The organism is Mesorhizobium sp. M0296, assembly GCF_040321675.1.
Taxonomy (GTDB): domain Bacteria; phylum Pseudomonadota; class Alphaproteobacteria; order Rhizobiales; family Rhizobiaceae; genus Mesorhizobium.
In genome coordinates this window covers 110,871-131,716 of the sequence record NZ_JAMYRZ010000003.1, presented here as the reverse complement: position 1 = coordinate 131,716, position 20,846 = coordinate 110,871, and the positions used below count along the sequence as shown (strand labels likewise).

The window sequence follows — 20,846 nt, the reverse complement described above, 5'->3', positions numbered from 1 at the left end:
GCGTGACCTTGCCCCGACTTTGGTCTAGATCAAAGTCCGACCCCGAATGTGCATGACGTGCACATGAAAAATCTTCAGGAGACCGCCATGAAATTTTTTGTCGACACCGCCGATGTCAAGGAAATCCGCGAGCTGAACGATTTGGGGCTGCTCGACGGCGTAACCACCAATCCGTCGCTGATCCTGAAATCCGGCGGCAAGATCGCCGACGTCACAAGAGAGATCTGCGAGATCGTCAAGGGCCCGGTCTCGGCCGAAGTCGTCGCCACCGAATACAAGGACATGATGGCGGAGGCCAAGATCCTGGCCAGGATCGCCGACAATGTCTGCATCAAGGTGCCGCTGACGCTCGACGGCCTGCGAGCCTGCAAGGACATCCGGTCGGACGGCCGCATGGTCAACGTCACGCTGTGCTTCTCGGCCACCCAGGCGCTGCTCGCCGCCAAGGCCGGCGCCTCCTTCATCTCGCCCTTCGTCGGCCGCATCGACGACAGCGGCTGGGACGGCATGGAGCTGATTGCCGATATCCGCACCATCTACGACAATTATGACTTCCAGACCGAGATCCTGACCGCTTCTGTGCGCACCGTGAACCATGTCAAGCAGGCGGCGCTGATCGGTGCCGATGTCATCACCGCGCCGCCGGCGACGCTCAAGGCACTGGTCAAACACCCGCTGACCGACAAGGGCCTGGAACTGTTCCTCGCCGACTGGGCAAAGACCGGGCAGAAGATCGGCTGAAGCGACTATCCTACGAACAAAAAAAGGCCGAGCAATCGGCCTTTTTTTGCAGATTGCGCACTCCGGAAAGACCTAGCTTGCCGCCGGCTTGCCGTGCTTGATCAGATCCTGGGCGATCGACAGCCGCAGCACATCTGCCAGCTCGCGCGCCGCACGGTTCTCGGCGTCGATCTGGGCCCGGTATGACGCGAATTCCTGGCGCGGCCTGTCGTATGACGACGGAATCGAGCGCTTGCCTCTCGCGATGACCGTGCCCGTCTTGGCATCGCTGAGCACATAGTTGGCGGTCAGCGTTACAGTGCCGGCGGTCGGCTCGTCCTCGTCGGTCGTGACCTGCTCGATTGCCGCCGATTCGACGAGTTCGGAGACGCCGAGATCAAGCGAATAGACGGGCGAAGCCGGCTCGCCGGCGCCCTGGCCGAGCGCGAAGATCAAATTGTTGCGGACCTGCTGGGCGTAGCGGGTCTTGACCGGTTTGACTGAGATAGATGCCAGTTCGGCAGCAGCACCGACCTGCGAGCCGGCGACCAGCGGCGCGCTCGAATAGAGCGGCCGCACCGTGCAGGCGGAAACCAGCGCCACCGACGCGAGCAGCCCGCAAAGCACGATACGGCGCAGCGTCAGCTCTGTCTTTCGCGGATCAGGCAACGACATTGACGATCCTCTGCGGCACGATGATCACCTTGCGCGGCGCCTTACCTTCGAGCGCTCTCTGCACGAAGTCGAGGGCCAGAACCGCTTTTTCGACCGCACCTTGGTCCGCGTCGCGGGCAATTGTCAAATCGCCGCGCTTCTTGCCGTTGACCTGCACCGGCAGCACGATCTCGGCGTCGACGACAAGCGAGGGATCGTAGACCGGCCAGGGCCGTTCGGCGACAAGGTCGGTGCCGCCGAGCGTCTCCCAGCACTCTTCGGCCAGATGCGGCATGACCGGCGCGATCAGGTGCACCAGGATCTCGACGGCCTCACGGCAGGCCGCTTGCAGCGCCGGACCGGCCTTGCCCTCTGCCGCCTCGTTGAGCGGCACGGTCAAGGCATTGGCGAGCTCGTAGATGCGCGCGATGGCGCGGTTGAAGGCGAGCTTTTCGATATCCTCGCCGACCGACTTCAGGATCTTGTGCGCGGCCTTGGACACTGTCCCGGCCTCGCCGTCCTTCGCCGCCTCTGGCCGGACTCCGGCGAGCGATTCGGCAGCCGTCGACACCAGCCGCCAGATGCGCTGGATGAAGCGGTGCGCGCCGGCTGCGCCCTCGTCGGTCCATTCGACATCGCGCTCGGGCGGCGAGTCCGACAGCATGAACCAGCGCGCCGTATCGGCGCCGTAGCCGTCGGTGATCTCTTCCGGACTCACCGTATTCTTCTTCGACTTCGACATTTTTTCGAGCGGACCGATCACCGCCTCTTCGCCGGTGGCGATTTCGAAGGCGCGGCGCTTGCCGTCGGCGTCTTCCAGCCTGACCTCGCTTGGCGCAAGCCAGCGGCCGTTCGAGGCGCCGCCAACCCGATAGGTCTCGTGCACCACCATGCCTTGCGTGAACAGGCCCCTGAACGGCTCGGCGAGATCGACATGGCCGGTCTCGCGCATGGCGCGGGTGAAAAAGCGCGAATAGAGCAAATGCAGGATCGCATGCTCAATACCGCCAATATACTGGTCGACCGGCAGCCATTCAGTCGCGGCCTTGGGATCGGTCGGATCATTGGCCCAGGGCGCGGTGAAGCGCGCGAAATACCACGACGAATCGACAAATGTGTCCATCGTGTCGGTTTCGCGCCGCGCATCCTTGCCGCAACGCGGGCATTTGACGTGCCGCCATGTCGGATGGCGATCGAGCGGATTGCCCGGCCGGTCGAACTCGATGTCGTCCGGCAGCTTGACCGGCAGGTCGGCCTTCGGCACCGGCACCACGCCGCAATCCTCGCAATGGATCATCGGGATCGGGCAGCCCCAATAGCGCTGGCGCGAAATGCCCCAGTCGCGCAGGCGGAAATTCACCTTGCGCTCTGCCATCGGCCGGTTGCCGATGGTCCTTTGTTCCAGCAGCTTTGCCACCTCGTCGAATGCCTGATCCGGCTTCATGCCGTCGAGGAAGCGCGAATTGATCATCGCGCCATCATCGACATAAGCCTCGTCGATGACCTGGAAGCTTCCTTGATTCTCGCCTTCCGGCATCACCACCGGGATGACCGGAAGGCCGTATCTGTTGGCGAAGTCGAGGTCGCGCTGGTCATGTGCCGGGCAGCCGAAGATGGCGCCGGTGCCATAGTCCATCAGCACGAAATTGGCGACGTAGACGGGTAGCGTCCACCTCTCGTCGAACGGATGGACGACGCGAATGCCGGTATCGAAACCCTTCTTCTCGGCCGTCTCCAATGCCGCCACCGAAGTGCCCATATGGCGGACTTCGTCGATGAACTTTGCCACCGCCGGATTGTCCTCGGCGGCCTTTTTGGCCAGCGGATGGTCGGCCGCAATCGCCATGAAGGACGCGCCGAAGATGGTGTCGGGCCTGGTCGTATAGACTTCGAGATCATGCTCGCCGCCGACTGTCTTGGCCAGCGGCCAGCGGATCAGCAGCCCTTCCGAACGGCCGATCCAGTTCGCCTGCATCAGCTTTACTTTTTCCGGCCAGTCGTCGAGCTGATCGAGCGAATCCAGCAGATCCTGCGCGTAATCGGTGATCTTGAAGAACCACTGCGTCAGCTCGCGCTGTTCCACCAGCGCGCCTGAGCGCCAGCCGCGTCCGTCGATGACCTGCTCGTTGGCAAGCACCGTCATGTCCTCCGGATCCCAGTTGACCTTGGAGGATTTGCGCGTCACCAGCCCCTTCTCGACGAAATCGAGGAACAGCATCTGCTGGCGGTGATAGTAGTCGACATCGCAGGTGGCGAACTCGCGCGCCCAATCGAGCGACAGGCCCATGACCTTGAGCTGCTCGCGCATGGCGGCAATGTTCTGATAGGTCCAGTCCTTGGGATGGACCTTGTTCTGCATCGCCGCGTTTTCGGCTGGCATGCCAAAGGCGTCCCAGCCCATCGGGTGCAGCACGTTGAAACCCTTGGCCCGCTTGTAGCGCGCCACCACGTCGCCCATCGTATAGTTGCGGGTATGGCCGATATGGATGCGCCCCGACGGATACGGGAACATCTCCAGCACGTAGTATTTCGGGCGCGGGTCGTCATTGTCGGCTTCGAACAGCTTCTTGGCGTCCCAGGCCTTCTGCCATTTGGGCTCTGACGCGCGCGGATTGTATCGTTCGGTTGCCATCGGGTGTTTTTCACTTAAAAGCATGCGCGAGCCGCCGGACAATGCCCGGGCGGCTCAGGAAATGTCGTCGCGGTGTTCACCATGGATTGCCGGACCCGTCAACTGCGGCGATCCGGCGAAAAGCCAAACACAGGCAGGATATAGGCATGGCGAGCGCCGTCGAACAGCTTTTCACGGTCAAGGCAAGGATCGCTGCCGCCGAGCGCGAGGCAGGCCGCGAGGCCGGAGCGGTGACGCTGGTCGCAGTCTCGAAAACCTTCGACGCCGCCGACATCCGCCCGATTATCGAGGCCGGCCAGCGCGTCTTCGGCGAAAACCGCGTCCAGGAAGCACAAGCCAAATGGCCGGTGCTGAAGGAGGCATTTTCCGACATCGAGCTGCATCTGATCGGTCCGCTGCAATCGAACAAGGCCAAGGAAGCGGTGGCATTGTTCGACGTCATCGAAACCGTCGACCGTGAAAAGATCGCCGCAGAGCTGGCCAAGGAGATCGCCAGGCAAGGCCGGTCACCAAGGCTCTATGTCCAGGTCAACACCGGCTCCGAGCCGCAAAAGGCCGGCATCGAGCCGCGCGAGGCTGTCGCCTTCGTGGCCCGTTGCCGCTCGGTTCACGCCCTCGCCATCGAAGGGCTGATGTGCATTCCGCCGGCCGACGAGAACCCCGGTCCGCATTTCGCGCTGCTGGAAAAGCTTGGGCTTGAGGCCGGCGTCGACAAGCTCTCCATGGGCATGTCCGGCGACTACGAAATCGCGATCGCCTTCGGCGCGACCAGTGTCAGGGTTGGATCGGCGATTTTCGGCGCCAGATGAGGCGCAGCCGACCTTAGGCCACAGGCTGACATTGACTAAGCCAGCATATAGAAACGGAACGTTTCGTTCCTATATCGGTCGAGTTATTCTCAACCCGTCTGGAGCCACCATGCGTTACAATCAACTTGGAAATACGGGGATGTTCGTCTCCGAACTTTGCCTCGGCACGATGACGTTCGGCGCGGCCGGCGAGAATGCCCAATGGGGCCTGATCGCCAGCCTCGACCAGAAGGGCGTCGACGAGATCGTTGCCCGCTCGCTCGCCGCCGGCGTCAATTTCTTCGACACGGCGGATGTCTATTCCTTCGGCGCCTCGGAACGGCTTCTCGGCCAGTCGCTCAGGAACCTTGGCGTCAACCGTCAGGACGTGATCATCGCCACCAAGGTTCATGGCGCCATGGGCGGCGGCCCGAACCAGCGCGGTTCCTCGCGCGGCCACATCATGGATTCGGTCGAAGGCAGCCTCGAGCGGCTGCAGCTCGATCACATCGATCTCTACCAGCTGCACGGCACCGACACGGTGACGCCGATCGACGAAACGCTGCGGGCGCTCGACGACCTGGTTGCCGCCGGCAAGGTCCGCTATGTCGGCGTCTCGAACTGGCAGGCTTGGCGCATCGCCAAGGCGCTGGGTATTGCCGAGCGCAAGGGCTTTGCCCGCTTCGAGACCGTGCAGTCGTATTACTCGATCGCCGGCCGCGATCTCGAGCGCGAAATCGTGCCGCTGCTCAACGAGGAGAAGCTCGGGCTGATGGTCTGGTCGCCGATGGCTGGCGGCCTGCTCTCCGGCAAATACGGACCGGGCGCCCCCGGCAATGGCGAGGGCCGCCGCGCCAGCTTCAATTTCCCGCCGGTCAATGAGGACCGTGCCTGGGCAGCGGTCGCTGTCATGCGCGAGATCGCCGTCAAGCACGGCGTCAGCGTCGCCACGGTGGCGCTCGGCTATGTCCTGGCCAAGCCATTCGTGATGAGCGTCATCATCGGCGCCAGCCGCATCGAGCAGCTGGAACAGAACCTTGCAGCCACCGAGTTGCAGCTCGATGCCGATGATCTTGTTCGCCTCGACGAAGTCAGTGCCCTGCCCGCCGAATACCCCGGCTGGATGCTGGAGCGTCAGGCGGCCGGCCGGCGGCCGGCGCCCTTTGTGCCGAAAAAGTAGTTCAATTTACCTTCGATTCGATGCTTCGGGAGCCGGCAGGCTCCCGATCTTTTTTTGGGCTCAAGTCAGCCGGACAGTCTCGACCAAAAAGTCCAAAAACGCCCGCACCCGCGCCGGCAGATACTTGCCTTGGCCGACATAGACGGCGTGGGTGAGTTCCTCGTCGCCGGGATTGAACTCTTCCAGCAGCGGCAGCAGCCGGCCGGCGGCAATGTCGGCCTCCACATGCCAGCGTGCCAGCCGGGCGATGCCCGCCCCCGAGAGCGCCATCAGCCGCATCGCCTCGCCGTCGCTGACCAGCGTATTTCCGATGATCGACAGGGTGATCGGTTTGCCGGCCGCGTCGATAAAAGGCCAGCCCTCGAGGTGACGAACGAAACGGAAGCCCATCCGGTTGTGACGATCGAGGTCGGCGGGCGTCTTGGGCGTGCCACGCGCTTCGAGATACGATGGCGCCGCAACGACGACCACCCGGCTCTGCCCGAGCTTGCGCGCCACCAGCCGTGATTCGCCGAGCGGCCCGGCGCGGATGGCGACGTCAGCGCGCTCCTCCATCAGGTCGATGACATCGTCGGTCAACACCAGATCGACCGAGATTTCGGGGTAGCGCTCTAGGAAACGCGGCAAAAGCGGGATCAGCCGATGCTGCCCGAAAGGCACGTAGCTGTTGATCCGCAGCCGGCCACGCGGCGCGGCACCCGCCGCTGCCTCGCGCTCGGCCGCCGCCATGTCGGCCAGGACGCGCACGCCGCTGTCGAAGAACGCCGCCCCCTCCGGCGTCAGTTGCAGCTTGCGCGTCGAACGGCTGACCAGCCGCGTACCAAGCCGCGCCTCCAGCCGCGCGATCAGCTTGCTCACCGCCGACGGCGTCATCCGCAACGCGCGGGCAGCGGCTGAAAAGCTGCCCGCCTCGACGACGCGGACGAACACTTCGATCTCGCCGGAGCGATTGATGTCGGGCCTGGCCATTGGTGAATCTATTTCACAGACGATGTGCCCGATGCAAGGCTGGTTCACAGCACATCGCGGCACGATCTTCCGGATCGGGGCGTGGGAGGACACGGCGCCCGTCGTCAAAACTGGTCGTCATCGAAGTGGGAACCGCCATGCCCCTTGCTCTTTACGCTCTTGCCGCCGGTGCCTTTGGCATCGGCGTCACCGAATTCGTCATCATGGGCCTGCTGCTCGACGTCAGCACTGATCTCGGCGTCTCGATCTCGGCTTCCGGCCAGCTGATTTCCGGCTATGCGCTGGGCGTCGTCATCGGCGCGCCGCTGCTGACGATCGCGACCGGCCGTTGGCCGCGCAAGACCGTGCTTCTGGCGCTGATGGCGATCTTCACGCTGGGCAACCTCGCTTGTGCGCTTGCCCCAGACTACTGGACGCTGATGGGTGCGCGCGTACTGACCGCCTTCGCCCACGGCACCTTCTTCGGCGTCGGCTCGGTCGTGGCGACCGGACTGGTGGCGCCCAACAAGAAAGCCTCGGCGATCGCCCTGATGTTCACCGGCCTGACCATCGCCAACATCCTCGGCGTGCCCTTCGGCACATGGCTCGGCCAAGCCTTCGGCTGGCGCGCGACCTTCTGGGCGGTGACCCTGGTCGGCATCGCCGCCTTTGCCATCATTCTGCTGCTGGTGCCGCGCAGCCGAACAGAGCCTGAGAAGAGCAATTTGCGCGCCGATCTCGCCTTGCTCGGCCGCACGCCGGTCCTGCTTGGCTTTGCTACCACCGTGCTTGGCTATGCCGGCGTCTTCGCCGTCTTCACCTACATCGCCCCGTTGCTGACCGAGATCACCGGTTTTGACGAGGCAGCGGTGTCGCCGATCCTGCTGGTCTTCGGCGGCGGCCTCATCGCTGGCAACCTCGCCGGCGGCAAGTTCGCCGACCGCTGGTTGGTACCGTCCGTTCTCGGCAGTCTCGTCGTGCTGGCGCTGGTGCTCGGCACCATGACCTTCGCCCTGCACAGCCAGGTCATGGCCGTTATCTATGTCGGCCTGCTCGGCGCCGCCGCCTTCGCCACCGTCGCGCCGCTACAGTTATGGGTGTTGCAGAAAGCGCAAGGCGCCGGCCAGAGCCTAGCTTCATCCTTCAACATCGCCGCCTTCAACCTCGGCAATGCGGCCGGCGCCTGGCTCGGCGGCGTGGTCATCGCCCATGGTCCCGGCCTCGGTGCCGTCACCTGGGTCGCGGCGCTGTTGCCACTTTCAGCGCTTGCCGTGGCGGCGTTTGCGCTGCGTCTCGACCGAGATCCTGTCCTCGCTACACCGGAAATCGCGCGGTCATAGAACGCAAACCTCAACCAATCTTTGAAACAGCCATCCTTCCACAAGGAGCAAACCCATGGATTATCGAAATCTTGGCGCATCAGGCCTGAAGGTCCCGGCGCTCTCGTTCGGCGCTGGAACCTTCGGCGGTTCAGGCCCGCTGTTCGGCGCCTGGGGCAACAGCGATGCGACGGAAGCACGGCGGCTGGTCGACATCTGCCTTGAGGCCGGCGTCTACCTGTTCGACACCGCCGACGTCTATTCGAATGGCGCTTCCGAACAAGTGCTCGGCGCTGCCATCAAGGGCCGCCGCGACGCCGTGCTGATCTCGACCAAGACCTCGCTGCCGATGGGCGACGGTCCCAACGATGCCGGATCGTCACGTTCACGCCTGATCAAGGCCGTCGAAGACGCGCTGGGGCGCCTTGGCACCGACTACATCGACCTGCTGCAACTGCACGCCTTCGACGCAGCAACACCGATCGAGGAGGTGCTGTCGACACTGGACAGTCTCGTGCGCGCCGGCAAACTGCGTTATGTCGGCGTCTCCAATTTTTCCGGCTGGCAAGTGATGAAATCGCTCGGCCTGGCGGGCAGATACGGCTATCCCCGATACGTCGCCCATCAGGTCTTTTACTCGCTGGTCGGACGCGACTATGAATGGGAGTTGATGCCGCTCGGCCTCGACCAGGGTGTCGGTGCGCTGGTGTGGAGCCCGCTCGGCTGGGGCCGCCTGACCGGCAAGATCCGCCGTGGCCAGAAGCTGCCTGAGAAAAGCCGGCTGCACGACACGGCAAGCTTCGGACCGCCCGTCGAGGATGAGCATCTCTATCGGGTCGTCGACGCGCTTGATGTTGTCGCCGAGGAAACCGGCAAGACCATACCGCAGATCGCCATCAATTGGCTGCTGCAGCGGCCGACCGTCGCCTCCGTCATCGTCGGCGCGCGCAACGAGGAGCAGTTGCGCCAGAATCTCGGCGCCGTCGGCTGGTCGTTGACAGCCGAGCAGATGAAGAAGCTCGACACGGCAAGTGAGGTCACCGCACCCTATCCGTATTTTCCCTATCGCCGGCAGGAGGGTTTTGCCCGGCTGAACCCGCCCGCAGTCTGACGCTCCAAAAGCTGGGCGGCGGCTCCCAGGCTGCCGCCCGCCCGGCTAATGCAGAACGAACTCGCCGTCGACCTTGCGCCATTCGTTCGGCGCGATCAGCTTCTGGTGCGTGTAGCTGACCGAATGCAGCGGGCCTTCGAGCTTGGCCTTCCAGAACTCGATGAAACGGATCAGCACGGGAAATTTCGGGGCGATGTCGTAATCCTGCCAGATGAAGCTCTGCAGCAGATGCGGATGATCTGGAAAATGATAAAGAATCTTGGCCGTGGTCAAGCCATAGCCCTTGAGCATCAGGTCCATTTCGGAATGGTCGCGCATTGCGGTCCCCTGGTTGATTCTCCTTCCTCCCAGGCTGAAATTGTGCACCCCATTTGCTTAATCGTCTATTGATATTTCTATGATCGAACCAGATTCCTCCCGCAAAAACATGCGCTTAGCAGCCGCCTCACGAGAGTGCTGACACGACCCGGCAAAGCACCTGCGGCATCCCGCCGCGCGAATCCAACGTCTAATGTTGCCGTCGCGGCCGAACTGTTAATAATGCGCGCGAATTCGCGGCCGCATCGCCGCGATCCTGCCGGCAGTCAAGCCGGCGGTTTGGTTTTGGGGAGGAAGGCGAAGAAATGTCCGATGTTCATGTCCATCGCGTCCAGCCGGCGTGGAAGAAGAACGCGCTGATTGACAACGACACCTACCTGAAATGGTACGCCGACAGTGTCAAGAACCCGGACAAGTTCTGGGGCAAGCACGGCAAGCGCATCGACTGGTTCAAGCCCTACAGCAAGGTCAAGAACACGTCCTTCGACGGCCAGGTCTCAATCAAATGGTTCGAGGATGGCCAGACCAACGTTTCCTGGAACTGCATCGACCGGCATCTGAAGAAGCGCGGCGAACAGACCGCCATCATCTGGGAAGGCGACAATCCCTACGACGACAGGAAGATCACCTATAACGAGCTTTACGCGCATGTCTGCCGCCTCGCCAATGTGATGAAAAAGCACGGCATCAAGAAGGGCGACCGCGTAACCATCTACATGCCGATGATCCCGGAGGCCGCTTATGCGATGCTCGCCTGCACGCGCATCGGCGCCATTCATTCGGTCGTCTTCGGCGGCTTTTCGCCGGATGCGCTGGCCGGACGCATCGATGACTGCAAGTCGACCTTCGTCATCACCGCCGACGAAGGCCTGCGGGGCGGCAAGCCTATCCCGCTGAAGGAGAACACCGACAAGGCGATCGAGATCGCCGCCAAGGCCGGAACGAAAGTCGAAAAGGTCTTGGTCGTGCGCCGCACCGGCGGCAAGACCGGCTGGGCCGCCGGGCGCGACGTCTGGTACCATGACGAGGTCGCCACGGTTAAGGCCGAATGCAAGCCCGAGAAGATGAACGCCGAGGACCCGCTGTTCATCCTCTACACATCCGGCTCGACCGGCAAGCCGAAGGGCGTGCTGCACACCACCGCCGGCTATCTCGTCTATGTCTCGATGACCCACCAATATGTCTTCGACTATCATGACGGCGATATCTACTGGTGCACCGCCGATGTCGGCTGGGTCACCGGCCACAGCTATATCGTCTACGGGCCGCTCGCCAACGGCGCCACCACGCTGATATTCGAAGGCGTGCCGAACTACCCGTCGCAGTCGCGTTTCTGGGACGTGATCGACAAGCACAAGGTCAACATCTTCTACACGGCGCCGACGGCGTTGCGCGCGCTGATGGGCGCCGGCGATGCCCATGTCACCAAAACGTCGCGCAAGTCGCTGCGCGTGCTCGGCACCGTCGGCGAGCCGATCAATCCGGAAGCCTGGGAGTGGTATTTCAACGTCGTAGGCAACGGCAAGGTGCCGATCGTCGATACCTGGTGGCAGACCGAGACCGGCGGCATCATGATCACGCCGGTTCCGGGCGCCACCGACCTCAAGGCGGGTTCGGCGACGCGGCCCTTCTTTGGCGTCAAGCCGCTGCTGGTCGATACCGACGGCAAGGTGCTCGAAGGCGAAGCCAGCGGCAATCTTTGTATTGCCGACTCATGGCCGGGCCAGACGCGCACCGTCTATGGCGATCACGACCGCTTCGTGCAGACCTATTTCTCGACCTACAAGGGCAGATACTTCACCGGCGACGGCTGCCGCCGCGATGCTGACGGCTACTACTGGATCACCGGCCGCGTCGACGACGTCATCAACGTCTCCGGCCACCGCATGGGCACCGCCGAGGTCGAATCGGCGCTGGTTTCGCATGGGAAGGTCTCGGAGGCCGCCGTCGTCGGCTACCCGCACGATATCAAGGGCCAGGGCATCTACTGCTATGTCACGCTGATGGCCGGCGAGACGCCAAGCGAGGAATTGCGCCAGGAGCTCGTCGCCCATGTCCGCAAGGAGATCGGCGCCATCGCTTCGCCCGACAAGATCCAGTTCGCGCCCGGCCTGCCGAAGACGCGTTCCGGCAAGATCATGCGGCGCATCCTGCGCAAGATCGCCGAGGATGATTTTGCCGCGCTCGGCGATACCTCGACGCTGGCCGATCCGGCGGTCGTCGACGACCTTATCGCCAACCGGCAAAACAAGAAGGGCTGATGCAACCCGCATTGGGCGCCGTCACCGAGCTTTGGCGCTATCCCGCGAGCTCGCTCGCCGGCGAGTTTCAGCAGGCGATCTCCGTCGACTGGCATACCGTCGAAGGCGACCGCCTGTTTGGTCTTGTCGATACCTCGACCGATGAAATCGCACGGCCCGACCGCGAAGCGAAATGGCACAAGGTGCCCCGCATCCGCACCCGGCTGTCGCAGGCCGGCAGGCTGGAGGTCGCCATCCCCGACGGACGCTGGCTTTCGGCACCTGGCGCGCAAAGTGACCGCGCCATTTGCGCCTATCTCGGCTTTGCGGCTTCCATCCGGCCGTTCCGTCGGGAAAATGCGGCTCCGGATTACGCCGGCCCTCTGCTGACGGAACGCTACGTCAAAGCCCCTATTCATCTGCTGACCACCGCCTCACTGGCGCGTTTGAAAGTGCTGCATCCAGAGGGCACCGCCGACGCGCGCCGCTTCCGCCCCAACATCGTCGTCGATATGCCGGAGGTCGAGGGATCGTTCCCCGAGACGGAATGGATCGGGCGCAAGCTGGCAATCGGCGACCTGCTCCTGACCATCTCCGAGCCGTGCCGCCGCTGCGGCTTCACCATCATTGGCCAGGACGGGTTCGACCACGACCCGGCAATCCTGCGCAGCCTGGTCCGCCACAACGCCCATAACCTCGGCGTCTACTGCACCGTCGATCGACCGGGCCGCGTCGAGATCGGCGCCACGATGCGCCTCCTGTAGCTATCGGTACAAATCCGCCCGCGTCGGCGGCAGGCCGCTCGGCCCACGCGCGCGCCTTGTGGCGACGGTCTGGAAAACCTGCGCCGATGCGCGTTCGAAGGTAATCGAGCAGCCGGTGAGATAAAGCAGCCAGAGCCGCGCCTTGGCTTCGCCGACCTCGGCGATAGCTTCGTCGAAGCGTGCGTGGAGGCGCTCGGCCCATAGCCTGCAGGTGCGCGCATAGTGCTCGCGCAAATTTTCGACGTCGTAGACGAGGAAGCCGTGCGCCTCGAGATTGCCCAGCGTCATGCCGATCGTATCGAGTTCGCCGCCCGGAAAAATGTATTTGATCAGCGCCTTGAATTCCGGCCCCTTGCGCAGCGTCTTCTTCAAGCTGCCCTTGTCGCGCCGGGTGATGGCGTGGTGCAGATAGATGCCGCCCGGCTTGAGCAGGCGATGGATCCTCGAGAAATAGGCCGCATGGTTGGCAAGCCCCAGATGCTCGAACATGCCGATCGACGAGATCTTGTCGAAGGAGCCGGACAGCTCGGCATAGGACTTTATCTCGATGGTGATGCGGTCCTCCAGCCCCTCGGCGCGGATGCGTTCACGGGCGAGCTCGGTCTGTGCTTCCGATAGCGAGACGCCGTGGCCGACGACGCCATAATTCTTCACCGCATGGATGAGCATCGCTCCCCAGCCGCAGCCGATGTCGAGCAATCTATCGCCGGGCTTCAGCCGAAGCTTGCGGCAGATATGGTCGAGCTTGTCTCTCTGGGCCTGATCGATATCGTTGGCGAAATCCTTGAAGTAGCCGCAGCTATAGACCATGCGCTCGTCGAGGAAGAGCCGGTAGAATGCGTTGGAAATGTCGTAATGATGCTGGATCGCCTCCTTGCTCGAACCGCTGACGAAAGGATTGCGGCCGGAAAGATCGGTTCGCGTCGTCATCTGTTTTCGCGAAAACAGCACCGCCGGCAGGTCGCGCAGGATCGCCAGCTTCGGCAATGTCTTGAGCTTCGTCCTGAGCTTGCCCTGCGTGGGCAAGGCGTAGAAATCGAACAGCGATCCGTCTTCGACGTCGACCGCCTTGGCAATCCACATCTCGATCAGCGTCGATAAAGAGGGCCGACGTACGATCTGCCAGACGATGTCCTGGTCGTTGATGGTGAGCACCGGGCCGGCAGCCGGGCCGATCCGCTCGCCTGTCCACAGCCTCACCGCAAAACCCGGCTTCAGCGTCTCGATGACCGTCCGAACAATCCGGGCCGCTCTCTCGGCTGCCTCCATCCCCGTCCTCCCTTACCCGGCAAAATAGTGGCCCGGAACAATAGCGGCTCGATCTTGCCTGCCCGATCGGCCGGCCGCAAGCCGCTTGGGTGCGCAAGCACGGTTGTTCAGGATTTTCGGGTGCCGCGCCTTGCCATTTGCCGGATGACACCCCATCATGAGGAAGTGTTCAACAAATCGAAAGGAGGTGATCCGATGTCGAGTGATTTCGTTTTCCAGAACGTGGCCTCAGCGGATTGCACTTTCGGGAAGCAGTCTTCCCGTTAAGGCGCGAGATGCGCGGCTGGCGACCAACCGTCGCCGCCAGGAGCCGCGCCATGGACGGAAACACGGAAGGCCGCCGACTTCGCAAGAAGCGGCGGCCTTTTCCTTTTTGGGCTGTTGTCCCTTATTTGGTTACGGTCAACATCTCGACGTTGCGCGCTATGTCCTGGAAAGCCTGGTTGAGTTCGGTTCCATTGGCAGCTTGGTAGAAGTGCTTGATCTTGGCGGTGTCCGGGCTCGCGCAATCCTGGAGCGTCGCCTTGGCATTCGTTTCGTTTAGGTCAAACCCAATAGTGAAGATCTCGATGCCCTTGTCGCGCATGGCAGCGCAAAGTTTCTTGGCTGCCGTGCGGGTCGGCTCCTTGCCAGCGTCATTGTAAACGTCGCTCACCGTGCTCGCATCGAAGTAGGACAGGTTGAATTCGCCGTCGGTCATCAGGATCGCGATTTTGGCGACCTTTTTTGGATCCATCTTGGCCGGCCGCTGCGAAGTCCTCATGATGCCCCCCCAGTTCTCCGAGAGCATGTACCAGGTCCACTGCACGCCGATATGGCCGGCGGTGCCGCCGGAGGCGACGAAATTCTTGATGACCGTCTTGAGCGCCGTCGCATCCGCTGTCAGCGGCATCAGCGCGGCGCTCGGGCAGGCGGCGGTGCCGGTTTGCCAGGCGAAGGACGACAGCAGGTAGTCGCGGTTGACCATGCTGGCGTCGGGGCCTGCGTCCGAATACTGATAGATCCCCTTGCGCTCGGTGGCGCAATTATCGGGACGGATAAAGCCCGAGACATACTGCACGGCGTCATTGGCCGGCGCCTGTTTGCGTTGACTGGCGGTGGTTTCCACATAGACGCTGCTGACGGCAAGCGCGCCGGCATTCACCGAATTCGCGTAGGGCACGATGGAGACGCGCACTCGCGGGTTGGCAGGGTCCTGGCCGCCCAGGAAACTGTCGACGGCATTCGCCGCGGCCGCCCGTAGATCGATGATTTTCTGGCCGGCCATCGAACCGGTCACGTCCAGCATCATCGCGACTTCGATCTGCTTGTCCGAATAGAGCGCCATCGTCGATGCGGGGACGCGTTGCATGCCAACCGTGCTGAAAAGCGGGAAATAGTAGTTGACGTTGACATGGACGTCCGCCTGGACAGTCTTGGCTGTCCTGTCGACAACCAGATTGTCGAGGACGATCTGGTTGTCCTGGAGGATACCCGCCGTGCTGTTGGCATCGAGAAAGGCCTGCACCGATTTGCTGGCGTCGGCCTCGCTGATGACGCCGGTTGTCAGGTCGCGGGCCGTCGAGGTGACCGCTGCATCGACCACGCCTTGCAGGCTCGATTTTACATTGTAGAGTTGGGACACGTTGACCGCAAGGCCGACACTCAGTGCCAGCACTGAGCCGACTATCCCAAAAAGGACCGCGAAATTTCCGCTGCGATCCCCGGCAAAGCCGCCGATCGTCTGACCAAGACCCCCGAAACGCCGCATTCCTTCCGCCTCCATTCGCTACAGCCTGCAGCTGTCCGAACGCGCATTGCAGGAATCCGGCCGGATCGCGCCGCAAGGCCCGGGAAAGCGACCGGCCCGCGATCAGGTCATTGTTTCCAAACGGTTTCGAGCGGCGGCAGGGTAAACAGCGGGTAAACGAAAGCTGCGCCGGCACGGCTTTGTTGACAAAGCGCTTACCACGAACAGGCTCGCAATTCAGGACGACTGGACTGCGTCCCAATCCGGTACAGACGAGATGTATCGAACCGGTTCAGCACGATCGCGGTGGCGGGAAATGGAAACACGGACTGTGAATGTGTCCCGAAAGACTAGGCCAGCATCCGTGCGCTGACCGTCTTGTCGACGCCACGATAAGGCGGCTTGAACAGATTACCTTCCTGCTCGTGCGTCCAGACCTTGAACAGGGTGAGCCGATGCGGGCCAAAACTGTGCAGCAGCGGCACGTCGGTGGCGTCGCGGCCGCGGGCGATGACGACGCGGCCGATCCTCGGCACATTGTGGCGAGGATCGAAAGTGTACCACCTGCCGTCGAGGAACACTTCCAACCAGGCCGAGAAATCCATCGGCGCCGGATCGGCGGGCACGCCGATATCGCCGAGATAGCCGTTCACGTAGCGGGCCGGGATGTTCATGCAGCGGCAGAGCGTGATCGCCAGATGGGCAAAGTCGCGGCAGACGCCGACGCGTTCCTCATGCGCCTGCGCCGCCGTGCGGGTCGAGCGCGCATAGCCGTAGCCAAAGGACAGGCGGTTGTGGACATAGTCGACGATGGCCTGCACCCGCGCCCAGCCCGGCGGAAGCTGGCCGAAAAGTTGCCAGGCCAGATCGCCGAGATGGTCGGTCTCGCAGTAACGGCTGCCGAGCAGATAGCCGAGCACCTCGTCCGGCAATTCGGCAACCGGGACTTCCCTGGCCAGCGTGTTGACTTCGTCCGTCTCGCCGCTGTCCTCGACCACCGCGTCATAGAGGATGCGAAAGCTTCCGGCCGGCGCCGTGAAGCGGCGGCAGCTATTGCCGAAAAGGTCGTGGTAGACCCTGGTCGGGACCGACGGCGAGGTCAGCACGCGCGTCTGCCGCTTGATGTCGGCCTGGCGATCCCTGTGGATATCGAGCAATGAAACGACCGGCGTTGCTGCAACGCATTCAATGGCAATTTCATAGCCGAGCCGAATCAGCATCGCCCTCCCCTACGATCGTCATGGAAGATAGTGCCGATCAACGCGGGACAGTGCGTGGCGGTTCCTTGTGGTCGTCAAAAACGACGCCTCGCGGCTTCCCATACGGACGCGGCAACGTTACGGTCGATTGACACGCGTCTTTCGAAATAATCCCTCCAAGATGACCCCGGGAAACCGATGTTTGCAGGCAGAAAATTCGCGGCCTTCCTGTTCGATATGGACGGCACGATTCTCAATTCGATCGCCGCAGCGGAAAGGGTCTGGGCAGCGTGGGCGCATCGGCAAGGTCTTGACGTCGCCGCATTCCTGCCGACCATCCACGGCGTGCGGGCGATCGAGACCATCGGCCGGCTGGCGCTCCCAGGCGTCGATCCTGCCCGCGAAGCCGATTCGCTTTTGCAGGCCGAGGCGGCCGATGTCGAGGGCATTCGCCCGATTGCCGGCGCCGCGGCCTTCCTGGCGTCGCTGCCGCCTGGAAGCTGGGCGATCGCCACTTCGGCACCGCGCGAGCTCGCCCTGCTGCGCCTGCAGGCCGCGGGTATTCCGGCTCCCGCCGTGATTGTTGCGGCGGAGGATGTATCGCGCGGCAAGCCGGCGCCCGACTGCTTCCGGCTGGCGGCCGAACGGCTCGGCGTCGATGTGGGCGACTGCCTCGTCTTCGAGGACGCGCCGGCCGGCATAGCGGCGGCCGAAGCCGCGGGCGCTGCAATCGTGGTGATCAGCGCCACGCACCGGCATCCGTTGGAGACGCCGCATGCCGCCATCGTCGGCTATGACGCGATCGGCATCGCCGTCGATTCCAGCGGCTGGATTGCCATCGGAGTGGAGCGGGCCGCGCTGCCTGTTTGACTAGCACCCTGCCTGGGCTAAAAGTCGCTGGTCAGGCCCTTGACCTCCCAGTCGCCGTAGCGGCCGGGCTCCTTGCCTCCGCGCCCGCCGATCTCCCTCGGCAGCGTGGCTTCCTGCTCGCGATATTTCTCCCGCCGGACCTCGGCCTCGACCAAGGCGCGCCTGGCTGCCGGGGTCAGCGGCTTTTGCGGCGAGCCGTTAGCATGCGTTTGGCTGGTTTTGTCGAACATGCGATCTTCCGCTAGATTGAAACAGGCCCCGATTGAAACGGGAACCGCTGTTTCCCATCCTATAGCGATGGGCCCACAAGGATCGACTCCTTTGTTGGGCCAAAATGGAGCAGACGATGAACACCCTTCGCACCGCCATGCTTTTGGCCGCAATGACGGCCCTGTTCATGGGCGTCGGCTATCTGGTCGGCGGATCCGGCGGCATGATGATTGCCTTGCTGATCGCCGCCGGCACCAATTTGTTCAGCTATTGGAACGCCGACAAGATGGTGCTGTCGATGCACCGTGCGATCGAAGTCGACGAACGCAACGCGCCTGAATATTACGCCATCGTGAAGGGTCTCGCGCAACGTGCCGGCCTGCCGATGCCGAGAACCTATCTCATCGACAATCCGCAGCCCAATGCCTTCGCCACCGGCCGCAATCCGCAAAATGCCGCTGTCGCCGCCAGCACCGGCCTGCTCGAGCGGCTATCGCATGAAGAAGTCGCGGCGGTGATGGCACACGAGCTCGCCCATGTGCAGCACCGCGATACGCTGACCATGACGATCGTCGCCACCTTTGCCGGCGCAATTTCGATGCTCGGCAATTTCGCCTTCTTTTTCGGCGGCAACCGCGACAATAACAATTCCTTTGGCATCGTCGGCGTGCTGGTGGCGATGATCGTTGCGCCCCTGGCCGCCATGATCGTGCAGATGGCGGTGAGCCGGACCCGCGAATACGAGGCCGACCGGCGCGGTGCCGAAATCTGTGGACACCCGCTGTGGCTCGCCTCGGCGCTTGACAAGATCGCGCGGGGCGCCGAACGCATCCGCAACCCGGATGCCGAGCGCAATCCGGCAACCGCCCATCTCTTCATCATCAATCCTCTTTCCGGCGAGCGCATGGACAGTTTGTTTTCCACTCACCCGAGCACAGAAAACCGCATCGCCGCGTTGCAGAGGATGGCGAGCGAAATGGCCGGCGCACCCGAAGCGGCCGCGACGTCAAGGCCGGCGCCGGAAGGGACCGGGCAGCAGCCGTCTGGTCCGTGGGACAGGGCCGCGCGGCCCGAGAGGCCGCCTGAGCCGGCCAAGCCGAGACCCAATCCCTGGGGACGCAATCCGACCGGACCCAAAGGTCCGTGGTCGTGACGAGCGCGACAGACAAAAAAGGCGGGATCTCGCTGGCGGAAATGCGCGATCTTTGTGCAAGGCACTGGAACCCTATCGGCATACCGATGGCGAGCATAGCAACATCAAGTGATCTGGGCTTTCGCCCACTTCCTGAAGATGAATATGACAGCTATCTCCGCCACATCGTCCGACTTGTCGGGGATGGTGCATCTCCAAAGCAAGTCGCGGACTATGTCGGCACGGTTGAAAAAGACTACATTCAGGTGATCTCCCCCCTAGGAAGCAAAGAAGATTTTGTCAGCGCTATATTTAAACTAGTCAACCGATCGCCGACACAATGAGGCCAACTCACAGTGAGGCTTCAGAAGCTCGCGGTCTCGCCGCGCGCAAGGCAGCCGCGCGCCTGCTTGCCGCCGTCATTGACGCGAAAACGCCGCTCGACGGGCTGACCGACCATGAAAACGGCCATCCACAATACAAGGCGCTCGACCTGCGCGACCGCGCTTTGGTGCGCGCCATTCTGGTCACCGCCCTGCGCTACCGCATGACCATATCAGGCCTTTTGGCCCGTCGCCTGGAAAAGCCGCTGCCGCCCAACGCCACGGCGCTTTCGCACATTTTGCATGTGGCGGCAGCGCAGATCCTGTTCCTCGATGTTCCCGACAGCGCCGCCGTCGACCTCGCCGTGACACACGCCAAGTCCGATCCGCGCACGGCGCGCTTTTCCGGCCTCGTCAACGGCGTGCTGCGCACGCTGGCGCGGGCCAAGCAGGACGAGCTCGCCGCAGCATTTGCCGCTACCGACGAGGCGCCAAAATGGTTTTCCGACCGTTTGAAAACAGTCTACGGCCTCGACAAGGCCCGGCAGATACTGCTCGCCCATCGCCATGAGGCACCGGTCGATTTCTCGGTCAAGTCGGACCCGGCGCTGTGGGCCGAACGGCTCGGCGGCTTTGTCTTGCCGACCGGCACGGTGCGGGTGGAAAAGCTCAGCGCTTCCGTGACCGAACTGCCCGGCTTTGGGGAAGGCGCCTGGTGGGTTCAGGATGCAGCGGCCAGCCTGCCGGCCCGGCTGTTCGGCGACATCAATGGTTTGCGAATCGCCGACCTCTGCGCCGCGCCGGGCGGCAAGACCGCCCAGCTGATCCTCGCCGGCGCCCACGTCACCGCGCTCGACATGTCCAAAACGCGGCTGGCACGGCTGACGCAGAACCTCGAACGGCTCGGTCTGGCCGCCGAGATCGTCCAGGCCGATCTGCTCAAATACGAGCCGAAGGACCTCTTCGACGCCGTCCTCCTCGACGCACCTTGCTCTTCGACCGGCACGGTGCGGCGGCATCCCGACGTCCCCTGGACGAAGACGGTGGCCGACGTGGAAAAACTGGCCGACCTGCAACGCCGGCTGCTTGCCCGCGCCGTCACCCTGGTCAAGCCTGGTGGACGCATCGTCTTTTCCAACTGTTCGCTCGATCCGCTGGAAGGCGAAGAGCTCTATCGCGACTTTCTCGCCGGCAATGCGGAGATTGTCGACGACCCGCTTCGGCCGGGTGAGATCGCCGGCATCGACCCGTTTCTGACGCCGCAAGGCACGTTGCGCACCACGCCTGCCGATCTGGAGCTAGGCTCGCCGGGCCGCTCCGGGCTGGACGGCTTCTTCGCCGCCCGCATGCGCAGAGCCGGCTAAGGGCCGATCCTGAAGCGCCGTCCGGCTTCTTGGGGCGAGGAGGCATGGAAAACAGGCTGAACGGCCCCACTGCCGC

At 63.1% G+C, this 20,846-nt stretch carries 19 protein-coding genes; 11 read left to right on the top strand and 8 right to left on the bottom strand.

The annotated features are described in order from the left end of the window. The first annotated feature begins 87 nt into the window (after positions 1 to 87). Positions 88 to 741 (top strand): fructose-6-phosphate aldolase, encoded by a 654-nt coding sequence (gene fsa, locus NKI97_RS04815; protein WP_023678103.1) that lies wholly within the window; start codon positions 88 to 90, stop codon positions 739 to 741. 72 nt (positions 742 to 813) lie between these two features. On the opposite strand, the gene NKI97_RS04810 is transcribed toward fsa, so the two are convergent. Further along, positions 814 to 1,395, bottom strand: coding sequence for an LPS assembly lipoprotein LptE (locus NKI97_RS04810; RefSeq protein ID WP_352450902.1), 582 nt, complete (start codon positions 1,393 to 1,395; stop codon positions 814 to 816). Further along, on the bottom strand, positions 1,382 to 4,006 hold the full coding sequence (gene leuS, locus NKI97_RS04805) for a leucine--tRNA ligase (protein WP_352450903.1): 2,625 nt from the start codon (positions 4,004 to 4,006) through the stop codon (positions 1,382 to 1,384). The genes NKI97_RS04810 and leuS overlap by 14 nt, the downstream gene beginning before the upstream one ends. Before the next feature lie 146 nt (positions 4,007 to 4,152). Here leuS and NKI97_RS04800 point away from each other — a divergent pair, with 146 nt between their 5' ends. Together NKI97_RS04800 and NKI97_RS04795 are read left to right on the top strand one after the other, a co-directional pair. After that, positions 4,153 to 4,815: a YggS family pyridoxal phosphate-dependent enzyme gene (locus tag NKI97_RS04800; protein ID WP_352450904.1), complete on the top strand. Its 663-nt coding sequence runs from the start codon at positions 4,153 to 4,155 to the stop codon at positions 4,813 to 4,815. Positions 4,816 to 4,924: 109 nt separating this feature from the next. Beyond that, a complete protein-coding gene (locus tag NKI97_RS04795; RefSeq protein WP_352450905.1) occupies positions 4,925 to 5,974 on the top strand; it encodes an aldo/keto reductase in 1,050 nt (349 codons plus the stop codon). A 60-nt stretch (positions 5,975 to 6,034) separates the two neighbouring features. Here the strand turns inward: NKI97_RS04795 and NKI97_RS04790 are convergent, their stop codons facing one another. Further along, positions 6,035 to 6,943, bottom strand: a complete 909-nt coding sequence (locus tag NKI97_RS04790) for a LysR family transcriptional regulator (RefSeq protein WP_352450906.1) — start codon at positions 6,941 to 6,943, stop codon at positions 6,035 to 6,037. Positions 6,944 to 7,080: 137 nt separating this feature from the next. Between NKI97_RS04790 and NKI97_RS04785 the strand changes: the two genes are divergently transcribed. Both NKI97_RS04785 and NKI97_RS04780 read left to right on the top strand, forming a co-directional pair. Further along, on the top strand, positions 7,081 to 8,262 hold the full coding sequence (locus NKI97_RS04785) for an MFS transporter (protein ID WP_352742886.1): 1,182 nt from the start codon (positions 7,081 to 7,083) through the stop codon (positions 8,260 to 8,262). Positions 8,263 to 8,317: 55 nt separating this feature from the next. After that, on the top strand, positions 8,318 to 9,352 hold the full coding sequence (locus NKI97_RS04780; RefSeq protein WP_352832916.1) for an aldo/keto reductase: 1,035 nt from the start codon (positions 8,318 to 8,320) through the stop codon (positions 9,350 to 9,352). Between the two features lie 45 nt (positions 9,353 to 9,397). On the opposite strand, the gene NKI97_RS04775 is transcribed toward NKI97_RS04780, so the two are convergent. Beyond that, positions 9,398 to 9,670, bottom strand: coding sequence for an usg protein (locus tag NKI97_RS04775; RefSeq protein WP_023678111.1), 273 nt, complete (start codon positions 9,668 to 9,670; stop codon positions 9,398 to 9,400). Between the two features lie 305 nt (positions 9,671 to 9,975). On the opposite strand from NKI97_RS04775, the gene acs reads away from it, so the two are divergent. Both acs and NKI97_RS04765 read left to right on the top strand, forming a co-directional pair. Beyond that, positions 9,976 to 11,931: an acetate--CoA ligase gene (gene acs / locus NKI97_RS04770; protein ID WP_352749367.1), complete on the top strand. Its 1,956-nt coding sequence runs from the start codon at positions 9,976 to 9,978 to the stop codon at positions 11,929 to 11,931. Further along, positions 11,931 to 12,674: an MOSC domain-containing protein gene (locus tag NKI97_RS04765; protein ID WP_352742881.1), complete on the top strand. Its 744-nt coding sequence runs from the start codon at positions 11,931 to 11,933 to the stop codon at positions 12,672 to 12,674. Before acs ends, NKI97_RS04765 begins: the two co-directional genes overlap by 1 nt. Here NKI97_RS04765 and NKI97_RS04760 read toward each other — a convergent pair whose 3' ends face one another. From NKI97_RS04760 to NKI97_RS04750, 3 genes are all read right to left on the bottom strand, one after another. Next, entirely contained in the window at positions 12,675 to 13,943 is a 1,269-nt protein-coding gene (locus NKI97_RS04760) for a class I SAM-dependent methyltransferase (RefSeq protein WP_352742879.1), read from the bottom strand. It lies immediately after the preceding gene. A gap of 388 nt (positions 13,944 to 14,331) precedes the next feature. Next, positions 14,332 to 15,693, bottom strand: coding sequence for a pilus assembly protein TadG-related protein (locus tag NKI97_RS04755; RefSeq protein WP_352832913.1), 1,362 nt, complete (start codon positions 15,691 to 15,693; stop codon positions 14,332 to 14,334). A gap of 329 nt (positions 15,694 to 16,022) precedes the next feature. Next, positions 16,023 to 16,892, bottom strand: a complete 870-nt coding sequence (locus NKI97_RS04750; RefSeq protein ID WP_352681794.1) for a transglutaminase-like domain-containing protein — start codon at positions 16,890 to 16,892, stop codon at positions 16,023 to 16,025. A gap of 177 nt (positions 16,893 to 17,069) precedes the next feature. Here NKI97_RS04750 and NKI97_RS04745 point away from each other — a divergent pair, with 177 nt between their 5' ends. Then, positions 17,070 to 17,741, top strand: a complete 672-nt coding sequence (locus NKI97_RS04745) for an HAD-IA family hydrolase (RefSeq protein ID WP_352832910.1) — start codon at positions 17,070 to 17,072, stop codon at positions 17,739 to 17,741. Between the two features lie 17 nt (positions 17,742 to 17,758). On the opposite strand, the gene NKI97_RS04740 is transcribed toward NKI97_RS04745, so the two are convergent. Continuing rightward, entirely contained in the window at positions 17,759 to 17,971 is a 213-nt protein-coding gene (locus NKI97_RS04740) for a DUF1674 domain-containing protein (RefSeq protein ID WP_352832907.1), read from the bottom strand. A gap of 116 nt (positions 17,972 to 18,087) precedes the next feature. Here NKI97_RS04740 and htpX point away from each other — a divergent pair, with 116 nt between their 5' ends. The 3 genes from htpX to NKI97_RS04725 are packed head-to-tail and all read left to right on the top strand — an operon-like array spanning position 18,088 to position 20,770. Next, positions 18,088 to 19,104: a zinc metalloprotease HtpX gene (htpX, locus tag NKI97_RS04735; RefSeq protein WP_352832905.1), complete on the top strand. Its 1,017-nt coding sequence runs from the start codon at positions 18,088 to 18,090 to the stop codon at positions 19,102 to 19,104. Continuing rightward, positions 19,101 to 19,427, top strand: coding sequence for a hypothetical protein (locus NKI97_RS04730; RefSeq protein WP_352832902.1), 327 nt, complete (start codon positions 19,101 to 19,103; stop codon positions 19,425 to 19,427). Before htpX ends, NKI97_RS04730 begins: the two co-directional genes overlap by 4 nt. Then, a complete protein-coding gene (locus NKI97_RS04725; RefSeq protein ID WP_352683673.1) occupies positions 19,424 to 20,770 on the top strand; it encodes an RsmB/NOP family class I SAM-dependent RNA methyltransferase in 1,347 nt (448 codons plus the stop codon). Before NKI97_RS04730 ends, NKI97_RS04725 begins: the two co-directional genes overlap by 4 nt. The last annotated feature ends 76 nt before the right edge of the window (positions 20,771 to 20,846 follow it).